The sequence below is a fragment of the Pseudomonas putida genome, from assembly GCF_016406145.1.
GTDB lineage: Bacteria > Pseudomonadota > Gammaproteobacteria > Pseudomonadales > Pseudomonadaceae > Aquipseudomonas > Aquipseudomonas putida_E.
On record NZ_CP066306.1, the window covers coordinates 3,826,598 to 3,841,686 of the forward strand.

Sequence of the window (15,089 nt, forward strand, 5' to 3'; positions counted from 1 at the left end):
GATGAGTGAACAGAACCTGATCGAAGTACGCGACCTGGCGGTGGAGTTCGTTACCGGCGAACAGGTCAACCGTGTGGTCGATGGCATCAGCTTCGACATCCGCAAGGGTGAGACCCTGGCGCTGGTCGGCGAGAGCGGTTCGGGCAAATCCGTTACCGCCCACTCGATTCTGCGCCTGCTGCCCTACCCACTTGCACGTCACCCCAGCGGCAGCATCGGCTATGAAGGCAAGGACTTGCTGCAGCAAGGTGAGAAGGCCATGCAGAAGATTCGCGGCAACCGCATCGCGATGATCTTCCAGGAGCCGATGACCTCGCTGAACCCGCTGCACTGCATCGAGAAGCAGATCAACGAAATCCTGCTGCTGCACAAGGGCCTCACCGGCAAGCAAGCCACTGCGCGCACGCTGGAGCTGCTTGAGCTGGTAGGCATTCCCGAGCCACGCAAGCGCCTGAAGGCCCTGCCCCACGAGCTGTCCGGTGGCCAGCGGCAGCGGGTGATGATTGCCATGGCGCTGGCCAATGAGCCGGAGTTGCTGATTGCCGATGAACCTACCACCGCACTCGACGTGACCGTGCAGCTGAAGATTCTGGAGCTGCTCAAGGAACTGCAGGCGCGGTTGGGCATGGCATTACTGCTGATCAGCCATGACCTGAACCTGGTAAGGCGCATCGCCCACCGTGTTTGCGTGATGCAGCGTGGGCAAATTGTCGAACAGGCCGATTGCGCGACGCTGTTCACTGCGCCGCAGCACCACTACACGCAGATGCTGATCAATGCCGAGCCCAGCGGTTTGCCGGCACATAATCCAGTTGGCGCACCGCTGCTGGAAGTGAACGACCTGAAGGTATGGTTCCCGATCAAGAAAGGCTTGCTGCGCAAGACGGTCGACCATGTGAAGGCGGTGGACGGGATCAACTTCAGTTTGCCGCAAGGGCAGACACTGGGGATCGTGGGTGAGTCCGGATCGGGCAAGTCGACGCTAGGGCTGGCGATCTTGCGCCTGATTTCGAGCCAGGGTGGCATTCGCTTCCATGGCCAGGCGCTGGAAGGCTTGAACCAGAAGCAGGTGCGGCCACTGCGACGCGAGATGCAAGTGGTGTTTCAGGACCCCTTTGGTAGCCTCAGCCCACGCATGTGTGTGGCGGATATCGTTGGCGAGGGGCTACGGATTCACAAGATTGGTACAGCCGCAGAACAGGAAGCGGCAATTATCGCGGCGCTGGAAGAGGTAGGCCTGGACCCTCGCACGCGCCACCGCTACCCGCATGAGTTTTCGGGTGGGCAACGTCAACGTATCGCCATCGCCCGGGCGCTGGTGCTCAAGCCGGCGTTGATTCTGCTGGACGAACCGACGTCTGCGCTGGATCGTACGGTGCAGCGGCAGGTGGTGGAATTGCTGCGCAACTTGCAGCAGAAGTACAACCTCACCTACCTGTTCATCAGCCATGACCTTGCCGTGGTCAAAGCGTTGAGTCACCAACTGATGGTGATCAAGCAGGGGCATGTTGTGGAGCAAGGCGAGGCTCAGCAGATCTTCCATTCACCCCAGCACACTTATACGCAGCAACTGTTGGAGGCGGCGTTTTTGCGTCATGACAATGAACGGTGACTGCCTTCCAGGGCCTGATATTTCTACCAGTATCAAGGCAGAGGTTGGGCGCCCAGAGCACGGAGCAGCAGGCTGTTTCGCTGCAGTCTAGATCGTCCGTCTCGGCTCTGATAATAGCCTTGATGCCTGAGTTCGAATCCCTGGAGGAGCTCTTTTGCCAGCTAAAAGGCTCTGGCAAAGCAATCAGGAAGGTGGCCCTACGTGCTTGTCACGGTTTACGACAACGGCCGGGGGCCTAAGGCGCGAAAGGCGGAGCCTTCGGGCAAACCTTTACTATTGCAAACACCCCCACCACGCACGACAATAAGATTCATTACCAATCGCGAACCATTCCATCAAAATGCCCGCCAACGACCTCTCTCTGCGTAGCGCCGTCAATCACCTGTATTGCGAGCATCACAGCTGGCTCAATGGCTGGCTACGCAAGAGGCTGGGCAACGCCTTCGATGCCGCGGACCTGACGCAGGATACGTTCGTGCGGGTGATCAAGGCTCGCAGCGCACTGGACATTCGCGAGCCGCGCCCCTACTTGTCGAGGATCGCCAAGGGCTTGCTGATCGACCTGTTTCGTCGGCGCTCACTGGAACAGGCTTACCTGGAAGCCTTGGCTGCTTTGCCGCAAGCACAGCACCCGTCGCTGGAAGAGCAGGCGATCATGTTGCAGGCACTGGTAGAAATCGATCGCCTGTTGCAAGGGCTGGGGCCGAAGGTCAGGCAGGTGTTCATGCTGTCGCAATTCGACGGGCTGACCTACCCGCAAATTGCCGAGCAACTGAACATCAGCGTGCGCAGCGTCAACAACTACATGGCAAAAGCAATGGAGCATTGCTGTTTGATGCAGATGCAATTGGCATGAGCCTTTCGCCCGCCGAGTTGCAGGCCATCAGTGCAGCCGCCCGCTGGTACGCGAGCCTGCAGTCTGGCATCGCCACCGACGCCGATCGCAGCGCCTGGAACGACTGGCTGGCTGCCGACCCTGTCCATCGCCAAGCCTGGCAGCGGATGACCGCTGTGGGTGAGCAGATGGCAAGCGTGCCGGCCGCGCTGGCCGCACCGGCCCTGCGCGGAGCCGCCCGTTCCCGCCGGCAACTGTTACGCAGCGTAGTGGTATTGGTGCCAGCCACCTCACTGGGCTGGCTGGGGTGCAATAGCAACAGCTCGCAACAGCTGTTTGCCGATTACCGCACCGCAGTGGGTGAGCGCCGTGCCTTTCGTTTGGCCGATGGCAGTTCACTGCTGCTCAACACCGACACTTCTGTAAACCTCAAGTACGACGGCCAGCAACGGGTGCTGGAACTGCTCCGCGGTGAAATTCTGGTGTCGACGGCTACCGACCCAGCACAGCGACCATTCAAGGTAAGCACCACTCATGGCGAGGTCCGGGCGCTGGGCACGCGCTTTATCGTTCGCACACAAGCGCTGGGCGGTGAGGTGGCAGTCCTGGAGAAAGCGGTAGAAGTCAGAGCGTCCAGCAGCCCATTGACAGTGCGCGTTGAGGCCGGGCAATCCATCGCCTTCACCGACCTCACGATGGGGCAGCTACGCCGTAATGACGCTACGGTGGGCGCCTGGCAACACGGCAGCATCATTGCCCTTGATCGCCCCCTGGTCGAACTGCTTTCCGACCTGTCGCGCTACCGCACCGGCGTACTGCGCTGTGATCCGCGAATTGCGCACCTGAGGGTCTCCGGCTCGTTTCCAATCGATGACACCGACCTGGCGTTGGCGGCGCTGGAAAGCGGGCTTTCATTACGCGTCACGCGTTACAGCCGTTTCTGGGTCACTGTGTCGCCTCCTGCCGTCCCGCCTCAGTAATTTAAAAATTCTTTTTTGCACTTTTCTTACGCATCGTTCGGCTCATCCCCCATTGGGTTTCATCGATCATTTTCAGGGGGATTAGGATGTCTGAGGTATTCAAGCGTGGTCGTCTGGCGACCGCGGTAAAAGTCGCGCTGCTGGCCGTAACCACTGTCGGAGCCTGGTCCACAGCAACGGTCGAGGCAGCCGTGGCGACCCAGCACAGCGCAGTGCGGTCGTTCGACATCCCTGGTGGCAGCCTGACCGAAGTCCTTGGTCACTTCGCCAGCGCGGCGGGGGCGGCGATTTCGTTTGATGCCAGGCAAACAGACGGCTTTAGCTCCTCTGGGCTCAAAGGTGCCTTCGGCGTCATTGAAGGCTTTAGCCGGATTCTGGCCGGCAGCGGCCTGCAAGCCGAGCCACAAGCCAACGGCACGTATGTGCTGCGGGAAGTGCCTTCCGCTGGTTCGGCAATGGAACTTGGAGCCACCAACATCACTGGCCAGGTGCTGGGCGCCACGACAGAGAACAGCGGCTCGTACACCACGGGCGCGGTCACCATCGGCAAAGGTGAGCACTCGCTCAAAGAGACGCCACAGTCGGTCACGGTAATGACCCGCAAGATGATGGACGACCAGAACCTGTACACCATCGACCAGGTCATGGAGAAGACGCCCGGTATTACTGTGTACGACTCGACCATGGGTGGCAAATACTTCTATTCACGCGGGTTCCGCATGTCGGGCCAGTATCAGTACGACGGTGTGCCGCTGGACATGGGCAACCTCTATGTCCAGGCCGACAGTTTCAGCAGCGACATGGCGTACTACGACCGGGTCGAAGTACTGCGCGGCGCAGCGGGCATGATGAAAGGCTCCGGAGGCACTGCGGGCGGGGTGAATTTCGTGCGCAAGCGCGGCCTGGCAGCTGCGCATACCGACATCACCCTGTCCGGCGGCAGTTGGGACAACTACCGCGGCCAGCTGGACACCGGCGGCCCGCTGAACGCATCCGGCACTCTGCGCGGCCGGGCGGTGATCGCCGAACAGAGCCGCCACTACTTCGTGGACGACGCCAACCGCAAAGATCAGGTGTATTACGGTGCGCTCGACTTCGATCTGAATGCCGATACCACCCTGGGGCTGGGCGTTGCCTATGAAGACGTGGATGCCAACCCATGCTGGGGTGGCCTGCCGCGCTATCGGGATCGCAGCGACTTGAAGCTGAGCCGCTCAACCTGCCTGGACCCCTCATGGAACACCTGGCGCAGCCAGCGCACCACCGTGTTCAGTGACGTGTCCCATCAGCTTGACGAAGACTGGAAACTCAAGGTTGCCAGCGTCTATACGAAGAACACCCAAGACATCAAGTACGCGTTTGCCTCAGGTGCAGTGACGCCCGGTACCAATACCACTGGCATGCTGGGCAGCATGTATGACTACGACCAGGTCGATTACGGCCTGGACGCCTACGTCGATGGCACATTCGATGCGTTTGGCCAACAACACGAACTGGTGCTGGGCATGAATGCGAGCCGTTCGAACAAGGACGACTTCTACTCAGTGGCCTTTCTGCCGCAGCGCCAGAATGTATTCAACCCCGACAAGTTCATCCCTGAGCCCGACGACAGCTACTTCATAGACAACTCATCTCGCGGCGGGCCGGTGAAGTCCAAGACTACACAAAAAGGCCTCTACTCGACCCTGCGTTTGAAACTGGCCGACCCACTGACCCTGGTGGTTGGCGGCCGGGTGAGCTGGTACACCTCCACGACCGACTCCGACTTTATCAATACCGGTACGTCGGAGCATTCCAGCACCCGCGAGACCGGGCAGGTCACGCCCTTCGCCGGCGTACTGCTGGACTTGAACGAAAACCTCACCGCTTACGCCAGTTACTCGGACATCTTCACTCCACAAGGCAATTACCGGTCTGAAGACGGATCCGCGCTCAAGCCGCTTGTGGGCCAGAGCTATGAATTGGGGATCAAGGGGGCCTGGCTGGAGGGGCGACTGAACGGCGCCTTCAACCTGTTCCGTACTATTCAGAAAGACCAGGCGCAGACCGATTATAACTCGTCATGCCCGTCATCCGATGGTTACTGCTACGTCAACGCCGGCAAGGTACGTGCGCAAGGTTTCGAGGCGGAGCTCAGCGGGGAAATCATCGAGCGCCTGCAACTGCTTGCGGGATACACCTACACCCAGACCAAGACCCTGGACGACATCGATAGCAGCCTGAACGGTGCGGCGTTCAACAGCTACGTGCCTCGGCATGTGTTGCGCCTGTGGGGCGAGTACACCCTGAGCGGCGCGTTTGAACGGTTGTCTATCGGTGCCGGGGTCAACGCGCAAAGCGACAACTTCCGCGTCTCGCCCGCCAGTGGCGAAAAAATCGACCAGGCAGGCTATGCGATCTGGAATGGCCGTATCGGTTATCGCATCGATGACACCTGGTCGGTAGCGCTCAACGGTAACAACCTGTTCGACAAGCGCTACTACACCAGCATCGGCACCGAAACCTTCGGCAACTATTACGGTGAGCCACGCAACTTCATGGTATCGGTCAAAGCCAGTTTCTGATGCTGACGCTGTCATGACAGCCTTTCGGAACGGCCGATGTTACTCAGGCTTGGACAGCGCGGCCCTCCACTGCTTCGCTGTCAGCCACCATCCCCTCCCGCATCCGCTGCGCATCGCGGCTGAAACACCGCGACGCGGCCAGCAGAAACACCATGGTCAACATAAGCGCCACCGGTATCAGGTACATCGCGTCGTGCAACCCCTGGGCTTTGAACGCCTCGCTCATCATCGCCTCCCCTGCTGCGTTCATGGCTGCAACGGCAAAATGGTCCGACAGCCCGCCGACCACCACCGGCCCCAATCCACCGCCAAGCAGATACAGCCCGGCAAAATACAGCGCCATGGCCGTGGCACGCAGGCGGGGCTGCACCACGTCCTGGATGGCGGTGTACACGCAGGTGTAGAAGTTGTACGAGAACAGCCAGCCCACGCCGAACAGTGCCACGAACAGGCCCAGCTCGATCCGCCCGGCGTGCAGCGCCCAGGCGGTGGCCAGCGTGGCGACCAGCATGCTCAGCACGGCGAACATCAGCCGGCCATTGGCAAAGCGCTGATGCACCTTGTCGGCCACCCAGCCACCAAGGGTAAGGCCTACCAAGCCAGTCACACCGACTATGACCCCGGTGGCGACTGCGGCTTGTTGCAGTTGCAGCTCGAAGTACCGCTGCAGCATGGGCACCATGAACGAGTTGCAGGCGTACGAAGCAAAGTTGAACGTAAGGCCGGCGAGCACCAGCCAGGCGAAGGTGGGCACGCTAAGTACGCGGCGCAGGGGCCGGTCCAGTGGAGCCTGGGAGACGGCTACGGTTTCTGCCGCGCCGCGTGCCGGTTCGCGAATCAGGAACAGGAACAGCGCCAGCACCACACCCGGTACTGCGGCAATGAAGAAAGGTGCGCGCCAGCTGCCGAAGGCCTGCACCATGGCGCCGATGGTGAAGAAGGCAAGCAACAGGCCCAGCGGCAGGCCGAGCATGAAGATACCCATCGCCCTTGCCCGCCGCTCGGCAGGGAACAGGTCTCCGATAAGCGAATTGGCGGCGGGCGCATAGCTGGCTTCACCGATGCCCACCCCCATGCGCACCAGCAGAAAGCTCCAGAAGCTCCCAACCATGCCGTTGACTGCCGTCAGCCCGCTCCACGCCATCAGGCCCCAGCCCATCAGCCGGCTGCGCGAGCCGGTGTCGGCCAGCCGTGCCAATGGCAGGCCAGCGATGGCATAGACCAGCGTGAAGGCTGTGCCGATCAGGCCGATCTGGAAGTCGCTCAGATGCCACTCCAAGCGAATCGGTTCGATGATGATGGCGGGTATCGTGCGATCAAAGAAATTGAACAGGTTGGCCAGGAACAGCAGGAACAGGATGCGCCAGGCGTTGGTCGCTTGGATGGCGGTTGGCATAGTCAGGTCCCTCGTTATTGTTGTTCGGGGCTTCCAGCACGCCACACGAATCTAGAGGGGGAACTGCGCATCGTCTGTCACCATTGACCGCGCTGATATCGAGCGATGCCCGGTGAGCAGTACGCTGGCCCGGTTCAACGCAAATCCTGACTCACTCGCTCTACAGCGTTCACCACACCCGTCGCGCCCTGCAAGATCACGCCAATCGCCTCACCTGCCTGCGAGGCGAGCTGCAGGCTCTGCGTGGCGTGATCCCGGCTGGTTTCTATCTCGCCAACGGCCTGGCTAGCGAGCGTCTGGTTGTGCGCCACCACCGAGACGATCTCATCGGTAGCCGTGCTGGTGCGCGCCGCCAGTTTTCGCACTTCGTCGGCAACTACGGCAAACCCCCTGCCCTGCTCGCCGGCGCGGGCTGCTTCGATGGCTGCGTTGAGCGCGAGCAGATTGGTCTGCGCAGCGATGCCGCCGATGGTCTGGACGATCGAACTGATCAACACCGATTGCTCGCCCAGTGCAGTGATCGTCGTGCCGGCCGATTGCAGTTGCCGGGTCATGCCCTGCATGGTCTGCTCCACTTGCTGCACCACCGCCGCGCCCTCAGACGCTCCGCCAACGGTATTGCGGGACACCTCAAGCGCCATCTGCGCGGCCTGTTTGATGGCCTCTTCGCGCTGGACCTGTGCGGTAACCACCGAGGCGAACTTGACCACCCGCACCAATTTTCCCTGCGCATCATTCACCGGGTTGTAACTCGCTTCCAGCCACACTTCGTTCCCGTGCCGGTCCAGGCGGCGAAAACGGCCGGTGACGTAGCGGCCGGTATTGAGCGTTCGCCAGAATTCTGCATATGCCGGGCTGGCGGTATCTTCTGCGCAGCAAAACATACGGTGATGCTTACCCACCACTTCATCCAGACGGTATCCCATGCCCGCCAGGAAGGTGTCATTGGCGGCCAGCACATTGCCTGCCAGATCGAACTGGATGACCGCGCTGGAGCGCAACAACGCGTCGAGCAGCGCCTGGTTCTCCCGAGCCAGCCCGACCTCTTTGGACACGTCGCGCCCGTATGCGCGGACCTCGCATACCCGCCCTTGTGCATCCAACCGCGGATACCAGCCCAGGCGCCACCACGCCGACTTGCCATTGGCCGCATTCAGGCTCATGTCATCGTGCAGCGGCACACCATTGGCAAGCGCGCTGGCCAACCCGCGCAAGGCCTCTGCGGGAAGCCACTGCCTCAGGTAAGTGCCGGTCAAGGCATCCACAGTGACGCCGAACGCAGCAGCACTGGAAATGTTGCAGTCGACGATCCGCCAATCGGCGTCGAGCCGCAGAAAAAAACCCGCCTGCTCTATCTGCTCCAGGCATTGCCGAAGGCTTTCCAGTTCGCGTTCACGCTCGGCGAGCGTGGTTTTCAATTGCCGGTTGAACATGCTGGCACCTGCTGAGAATAGCGACGAATAAGTCAAATCTGCGACCTGCGGAGCCGGTTGTTGCAGTACCACGTCTGGAAGGCGGCCAGTGGCATGGGCCTTGCCAGGTAATAGCCCTGCGCCTGGGTACAGCCCCAGGCCTTGGCACAGGTGAGCTGTTCAGCGGTTTCGATGCCTTCGGCCACAACCTGGTAACCGAGCTGGTTAGCCAACCCCACCAGCGACTGCACCAATAGGAGGTCCTTGGCACTGTGCGTGGCTTTCTGGATCAACGAGCGGTCCAGTTTCACTAGGGTGGCAGGAATGCGGCTGAGGTAGGCCCAGTTGCTATAGCCGGTACCAAAGTCATCGATGGCGATGTCGATCCCGGCCTGACGTGCACGCAGCAACTGCCGGCGCACTTCTTCGGGTTGCTCGATCAGCACGCTTTCAGTGAACTCCAGTTGCAGGCGCCATGGCGCGATGGCCCTGTGCTGGAGCTCGGCAAGCAAGGTGTCCATGAATACTGCGTTCTCCAGGTCGCGCGCGGTGACATTCATACTGATGCGCAAGTCCGGCGCCTGAGCGTGTTGCAGGATGTTCAACACCGCGCGCATCACCCACAGGCTGATCGAGGCTATCAGCGCAGTTTTCTCGGCCAGGGCGATGAACTCGGCAGGGGAAATATCCCCCAATTGCGGATGACGCCAGCGCAACAGCGCTTCAGCGCTGTTGCAGGTATGGCCTTGCAGTTCGACTCGCGGCTGCAGGTGCAGGCTGAGCTCGTCATCGCTCTGCAGCGCTGCCCCCAGTGAGGACAGCAAGGAGAAGGCCCTGCGCTGCGCGGCGTCCACCTCCGGCTGATAGTGCGCGCAGCGGCTAGGGTTGCCACGGGCTGCGTCAGCGGCGCCCACCGCACGGCGCAACCAGTCAAGGCTGCCATCGTCGTCGCAGCGGGTGACCGGCGAAATACCGACCGCAGCATCCAGGAGCACGGGAATCTGATGACACTGCACAGGGTCGCTCAGCGCACCGATTACCCGCGCGCACATTGCCAGAGGGTGCTGATGCACGATGACGGCAAACCGGGTGGGGCTGATCTTGTACAACGCAAGGTCCGGGTCAAGCTGGCTGACGATCAGGTCTTTCACCTGAAGGGTCAGATCGTGGGCGAAGTTGTAGCCCAACACCTTGATCATGTGCGTAAGCACCTGCGCCGGCATGATGTCGAACACCACCACGGTCAGGGCATCATGGCGTTCAAGACGCGTCTGCACGTCGCATTCAAGTTTTACCCGATTGAACAGCCCAGTCGGCTGGTCGTAGAAATTTCGATGGCGTATACCGGCAATGATCTGCACTGCCATGTCTGCGAACGCCTGCAACATACCGCGCTGAGCATCATCCATGGCCTCACGCGGGACCGTATCGATGATGCAGAAACTGCCAATCGCGACCTGTTTGTCCACCAGCAGCGGAGCGCCGCAATAGTAGCGAATGCCGGGCGCACCGGTGACCAGCGGGTTTTCGGCAAAGCGCGGGTCCTGCGTCGCATCCAGTACTTCCAGCGGCTGCGCCTGAAGAATGGTATGGGCACAGAACGCCACATCCCGCGGCGTGCTGTCGGCCTCCAATGCGGTCTTGGCCATGAACCACTGCTGGCACTCGCTGACGATCGAGATCAGGCACATCGGGGCATTGAAGTAACGGCCGGCCCATTCGACCAGTGTGCGCAGCTCGGTGCTGCAGTCCTGGTGCGCAACACACCATTCGGCGACCGCAGCCAAGCGCTGCTCTTCATTGGACGGCATAGGGGCGACATTCATGTTCATTTCACCTGCCCCTATCGGAATGGCAACAAGGTTATGGCTATGGGCCATTACTGAGACTTCATCACTCCTTTGAACGTTCCGCGCTCCTGCGAGGAAATCAACAGTACCGACAAAACTTGTACAAATCCAGAGCGCTGTACAATTTTTTATTCTTAGCAAAGACTTATTCGCCGTGAATACGGCAAATTCCCGGCTGCATACCTGTACAAAATAAAATTGGCGTACAAAGAAAAGAACGGCGTTGCCCTAAGGCAACGCCTGACACGGAAGCGTAAATGGGGGCGATGTTGCTGAGCGAAAACGCTCAGTTGGCTGATGGCTGCGACCATTCAGAGGAGAGGGAGCAAGGGAGGGCGTTTCATGGTGCGCAACAACGAAGGTGCAGCTTGACCGACAAGGCCTTAGCAGGAAGGCGCAACCAGCCTGTACCCCACCCCGGCCTCGGTAATGATGAACCGCGGTGCTGTTGGATCATCCCCCAGTTTCTGCCGCAAATGCCCCACTACAATCCGCAGATAATGGGTGTTCTCCACGTGCGTCGGGCCCCAGATATCCTTGAGCAACTGCTGCTGGGTAATCACCCGCCCCGGGTGCCCGGCAAGTTGCGCCAGCAACGCATATTCCTTGCGGGTCAGCGCCACCTCAGCGCCCTCAAGCGTCACCTTGCGAAATGCGAAGTCCACAGTCAAAGGCCCGAAGCTCGCCGTCACCTCGCTCCCGCCCGCTTGCGGCACCTGGCGCAACAACGCACGTATCCTGGCCAGAAACTCCTGGATGCCGAACGGCTTGGTCACATAGTCATTGGCCCCGCTATCCAGCGCATCGACCTTTTGCAGTTCGTTGGCACGCACCGACAGCACCATCACCGGCACCGCACTCCACTCACGCAACTCGCGCAGCACTTGTTGGCCGTCCATGTCAGGCAAGCCGAGGTCAAGCACCACCAGGTCAGGCTTGGCCAAGGCAGCCTGGGCCAGCCCTTCGCTACCGGTGGCCGCCTCGATTACCTTGTAGCCTTGTGAGGCCAGGCTGATGCGCAGGAACTTGCGGATCTGCGGTTCGTCGTCAATGACCAGGAGGGTGGCAGACTGGCTCATGGGGTTTCGCTTTCGGCTTCGGGTTGTTGGGGCAAGGGCAAGCATAAAGTGATGCAGGTACCAAGGCCATCGATGCCTTCGCTGACCAGAATCTGCCCACCATGGGCGCCGATCATGCCTTGACAGATCGCCAGGCCCAGGCCGGTGCCCTGCCCGCCGCGGTCGCCGCGGGCCGCGGTGTAAAACATGTCGAAGATTTTCTCGCGTTCAGGCACGGGGATGCCAGGCCCTTGGTCGCTGACCGCGAACCGCAATTGCTCGTCGTGCACCGACACCTGCAGTTCGAGGCGGCCTTGGGCGGGTGAAAAGCGCGCTGCGTTCTCCAGCACGTTGATCAGCGCCTGCTCGATCAGCGCGGCGTGCACGAACAGCAACGGCAACTCAGCGGGCACGTCGGTGTGCACGCGCAGGGGCGCGAGCACTACGCGTAGGCGGTTCAGGGCACTGCCGACGATATCGGCAGGGGCGACCCAGTCGCGGGCCAGCTTGAGACCGCCATGGCCCAGACGGGTCATGTCGAGCAGGTTCTGGATATAGCGGTCAAGGCGTTCGGCTTCGTTGCGGGTACCCTCCAACAGCTCGCGGCGGTCTTCGGTGGGGATGGCTTCGCCCAGCGCCAGCAGGCTGTCGATACTGCCACGCATGGCGGTCAGCGGAGTACGCAAGTCGTGGGAGACAGAGGCCAGCAACGCGCTGCGCAACTGCTCGGTCTCGCCGTGCAGGCGGGCGGCTTCCAGTTGCTCGGCCAGGCGAGCCCGAGCGAGGGCCTGGGCCAGCGGTTGACCAAGCGCCATGAGCAGCCGGCGCCGCTGGGCACTGAGAGGGTCGCCGGACTGGGGGCGTACGCCGAGCATGGCCAGGGGATGATCGTCGACGGTCAACGGCCACCACCACCATCTGCCATCAGGCAGGGTGTCGCTGCCATGGCCGGCGGCCTGCCCATGTTGCCAGGCCCATTCGGCGGCGGCGCGCTCGTTGTCGCTCAAGGCCTGGGCTTGGCCGCTGGCCACTTGTAACTGCCCTTCGGGGTTGCGTTCGAGCAGGCAGACGTGCACGTCCTGCCAGCCGTTGAGGTGCTGGCCGGCGGCGTTGAATACGGCTTGCCGGTCGGTGGCGACCGTAAGCCGTCGCGACAGGTCGAGCAACTGGTTGGTTTGCGCCTGGGTTTCGCGAAGGGCCTGCAACTGGCGGCGCTGACGCGCAGCGAGGTTGCCGGTAAGCGCAGCCATCAACAGGAAAAACACCAGTGTCAGCACGTCTTCTTCGCGCTGAATGCTGAAGGAGAAATTCGGCGGGATGAACAAGAAGTCGTAGGTCAGGAATGACAAGGCAGCACAGGCCAAGGCCGGGCCCAGGCTGCTGCGCACCGCGACCAGAAGTACGGCGGCAAGGAAAACCAGCGAAATATTGGGCAGCGCCAACACGCTCGACACCGCCCAGGACAACCCCGTCGCCAGCGCGGTCGCGGCCAGTGCCAACAGATAGTGGCGCCATATCCACACCCGTCGCACGGCCGAACTTGCGGGGGCCGGTTGGGCATCGCGGTCGAGCACGTTGATCTCAAGCCCGTGGCTTTCGCGCAGCAACCGGGCAGCCACGCCTGCGCCGAACAGTCGACGACGCAGGCGGTCCCGGGACTGACCCACCAGCACCAGGCTGGCTCGGCGCTCGCCGGCATGCTGGATCAGCGTGCGTGCCACCTCGCCTGCGCGCAGCAGGACCACTTCCCCGCCCAGGCGCTCAGCCAGTTGTTGGGCCGCCTGCAAACGCTGCCGTGCGGTTTCGTCGCGCAGCCGCCCGTTGTCCACATGCACCAGGCTCCAGGGCAAATGCCGACGCTGCGCAACCCGGCTGGCATGGCGCACCAGGCGTTCGGCCTGATCGTCACCATCGACACCCACCAGCAGACGCCCGCGCAGGGCCGGCGCCTCTTGGCCACGCTGACGATAACCGTGGGCCAGGTCGGCATCGACCTGCGCGGCGGCGGCCTGCATGGCCAGCTCACGCAACGCGGTGAGGTTGGTCTGGGAAAAATAGGCATCGATCGCAGCCCGAGCCTGCTCGGGCACGTAGACTTTGCCCTCACGCAGACGTTCGAGCAGCTCGCGTGGCGGCAGGTCGATCAGCACCAGCTCGAAAGACTCCTGCAGCACCCAGTCCGGCAGCGTTTCACGCACGTGCACGCCAGTGATGTCGCGCACCTTGTCGTTGAGGCTTTCCAGGTGCTGGACGTTGACCGTGGTGTACACGTCGATTCCGGCGGCCAACAGTTCCTGAACGTCTTGCCAGCGTTTGGCGTGGCGGCTGCCCGGGGCGTTGCTGTGGGCGAGTTCATCGACAAGGGCCAAGCCGGGGGCGGCTTTCAGCAGGCCGTCAAGGTCCATTTCCTCCAGGGTGACACCCCGGTATTCGCTGCGTAGCAAAGGTTGCTGGACCAGGCCAGAGAGGAGTGATTCGGTTTCGGCGCGGCCGTGGGTTTCGACTACGCCTGCCAGTACCTGCACGCCCTGGCGCTGTTGGGCGTGGGCGGCTTGTAACATGGCGTAGGTCTTGCCTACGCCGGGGGCTGCACCGAGAAATACCTTGAGCCTGCCACGTCCTTCGCGCGGCAGGTTGGCCAACAGCGCGTCTGCGCGGGCTGCGTCACTCATGCTTCATCCTTCAGTAGTGCCACGATCGGCATTGTCTGTGCCTGCTTCGCCGACAAGCCGCCCCCCACAAGTGGTTCACAGCTTTCGAAAGCTGTGCCCTTGCTGTGGGAGACGGCTTGCCGGCGATTGGGCCGCAACGCGGCCCCACGTTCATAGCCCAAATTTGCTCAAGGCCTGGTTAAGAGCCAGAACGTTGACCACAGGCGGCCCGATCAATGGATGGAGGGTGGCCCCTTCCAGCAGGGCTTGCAAGCGCTCTACCGGTATCTGGCGCGCCGCCGCCACCCGCGGAATCTGGTAGGCCACCGCCTGCGGTGGCAAATGCGGGTCCAGGCCACTGCCGGAGGTGGTCAGCAATGCTTGTGGCACCGGCCCCTGCCCGGCCTGGTACAGCTTCGCAGCATCGCCCGCGACCCGTTCAGCCAGCGCCGGGTTGCTTGGCGACAGGTTGCTGGCACTGCTGGCCACGGTGGCATAAGCCCCCGCCGAAGGCCGCGAATGAAACCAGCCATCCCCCTGAAAATCCTGGGCGATCAGTGCCGAGCCGCGCACCTGGCCTTGCTCATCGCGTACCAGGCTGCCATTGGCCTGTTCCGGAAAAACCACTTGGGCAACACCGGTCACCGCCAGCGGATACAGCGCGCCGGTGACCACCGCCAACAACAGAATCAGGCTCAGCGCCGGGCGTACATATGTGTTCATGGTGGCCT

10 protein-coding genes and 1 pseudogene are annotated in these 15,089 nt (G+C 61.8%); 4 read left to right on the forward strand and 7 right to left on the reverse strand.

Annotated features, from left to right (window positions below; all coding sequences use genetic code 11):
* Position 1: 1 nt before the first annotated feature.
* From JET17_RS17635 to JET17_RS17650, 4 genes are all read left to right on the forward strand, one after another.
* Positions 2-1,612 carry an ABC transporter ATP-binding protein gene (locus JET17_RS17635; RefSeq protein WP_012315312.1) on the forward strand — a complete coding sequence of 537 codons (1,611 nt, stop codon included), beginning with the start codon at positions 2-4 and terminating at the stop codon, positions 1,610-1,612.
* A gap of 340 nt (positions 1,613-1,952) precedes the next feature.
* Positions 1,953-2,468, forward strand: coding sequence for a sigma-70 family RNA polymerase sigma factor (locus JET17_RS17640; RefSeq protein ID WP_012315313.1), 516 nt, complete (start codon positions 1,953-1,955; stop codon positions 2,466-2,468).
* Positions 2,465-3,427 (forward strand): FecR domain-containing protein, encoded by a 963-nt coding sequence (locus JET17_RS17645; protein ID WP_012315314.1) that lies wholly within the window; start codon positions 2,465-2,467, stop codon positions 3,425-3,427. Before JET17_RS17640 ends, JET17_RS17645 begins: the two co-directional genes overlap by 4 nt.
* Before the next feature lie 86 nt (positions 3,428-3,513).
* The gene (locus JET17_RS17650) at positions 3,514-5,991 is read left to right on the forward strand and encodes a TonB-dependent siderophore receptor (RefSeq protein ID WP_012315315.1); all 2,478 of its coding nucleotides are present in this window, start codon (positions 3,514-3,516) and stop codon (positions 5,989-5,991) included.
* 43 nt (positions 5,992-6,034) lie between these two features.
* Here JET17_RS17650 and JET17_RS17655 read toward each other — a convergent pair whose 3' ends face one another.
* From JET17_RS17655 to kdpC, 7 genes and pseudogenes are all read right to left on the reverse strand, one after another.
* Positions 6,035-7,387: a spinster family MFS transporter gene (locus tag JET17_RS17655; RefSeq protein ID WP_012315316.1), complete on the reverse strand. Its 1,353-nt coding sequence runs from the start codon at positions 7,385-7,387 to the stop codon at positions 6,035-6,037.
* Positions 7,388-7,521: 134 nt separating this feature from the next.
* A complete protein-coding gene (locus tag JET17_RS27850) occupies positions 7,522-8,028 on the reverse strand; it encodes a methyl-accepting chemotaxis protein (protein WP_261981986.1) in 507 nt (168 codons plus the stop codon).
* 30 nt (positions 8,029-8,058) lie between these two features.
* Positions 8,059-8,820 (reverse strand): annotated as a pseudogene (locus JET17_RS27855) (PAS domain-containing protein); the annotation flags it as partial.
* A 32-nt stretch (positions 8,821-8,852) separates the two neighbouring features.
* Positions 8,853-10,625 carry a GGDEF and EAL domain-containing protein gene (locus JET17_RS17665; protein WP_042111592.1) on the reverse strand — a complete coding sequence of 591 codons (1,773 nt, stop codon included), beginning with the start codon at positions 10,623-10,625 and terminating at the stop codon, positions 8,853-8,855.
* A gap of 407 nt (positions 10,626-11,032) precedes the next feature.
* Positions 11,033-11,728, reverse strand: coding sequence for a response regulator (locus JET17_RS17670; protein ID WP_012315319.1), 696 nt, complete (start codon positions 11,726-11,728; stop codon positions 11,033-11,035).
* Positions 11,725-14,379: a sensor histidine kinase gene (locus JET17_RS17675; RefSeq protein ID WP_012315320.1), complete on the reverse strand. Its 2,655-nt coding sequence runs from the start codon at positions 14,377-14,379 to the stop codon at positions 11,725-11,727. Before JET17_RS17675 ends, JET17_RS17670 begins: the two co-directional genes overlap by 4 nt.
* A 150-nt stretch (positions 14,380-14,529) precedes the next feature.
* Complete coding sequence (kdpC, locus tag JET17_RS17680) at positions 14,530-15,081, reverse strand: potassium-transporting ATPase subunit KdpC (RefSeq protein ID WP_012315321.1); 552 nt, start codon at positions 15,079-15,081, stop codon at positions 14,530-14,532.
* Positions 15,082-15,089: the final 8 nt, after the last annotated feature.

Coding starts and splice junctions, on each gene's coding strand:
- JET17_RS17635 (WP_012315312.1), top strand. CDS start 2: ATGAGTGAACAGAACCTGATCGAAGTACGCGACCTGGCGGTGGAGTTC.
- JET17_RS17670 (WP_012315319.1), bottom strand. CDS start 11,728: ATGAGCCAGTCTGCCACCCTCCTGGTCATTGACGACGAACCGCAGATC.
- kdpC (WP_012315321.1), bottom strand. CDS start 15,081: ATGAACACATATGTACGCCCGGCGCTGAGCCTGATTCTGTTGTTGGCG.
- JET17_RS27850 (WP_261981986.1), bottom strand. CDS start 8,028: ATGGCGCTTGAGGTGTCCCGCAATACCGTTGGCGGAGCGTCTGAGGGC.
- JET17_RS17655 (WP_012315316.1), bottom strand. CDS start 7,387: ATGCCAACCGCCATCCAAGCGACCAACGCCTGGCGCATCCTGTTCCTG.
- JET17_RS17675 (WP_012315320.1), bottom strand. CDS start 14,379: ATGAGTGACGCAGCCCGCGCAGACGCGCTGTTGGCCAACCTGCCGCGC.
- JET17_RS17640 (WP_012315313.1), top strand. CDS start 1,953: ATGCCCGCCAACGACCTCTCTCTGCGTAGCGCCGTCAATCACCTGTAT.
- JET17_RS17650 (WP_012315315.1), top strand. CDS start 3,514: ATGTCTGAGGTATTCAAGCGTGGTCGTCTGGCGACCGCGGTAAAAGTC.
- JET17_RS17645 (WP_012315314.1), top strand. CDS start 2,465: ATGAGCCTTTCGCCCGCCGAGTTGCAGGCCATCAGTGCAGCCGCCCGC.
- JET17_RS17665 (WP_042111592.1), bottom strand. CDS start 10,625: ATGAATGTCGCCCCTATGCCGTCCAATGAAGAGCAGCGCTTGGCTGCG.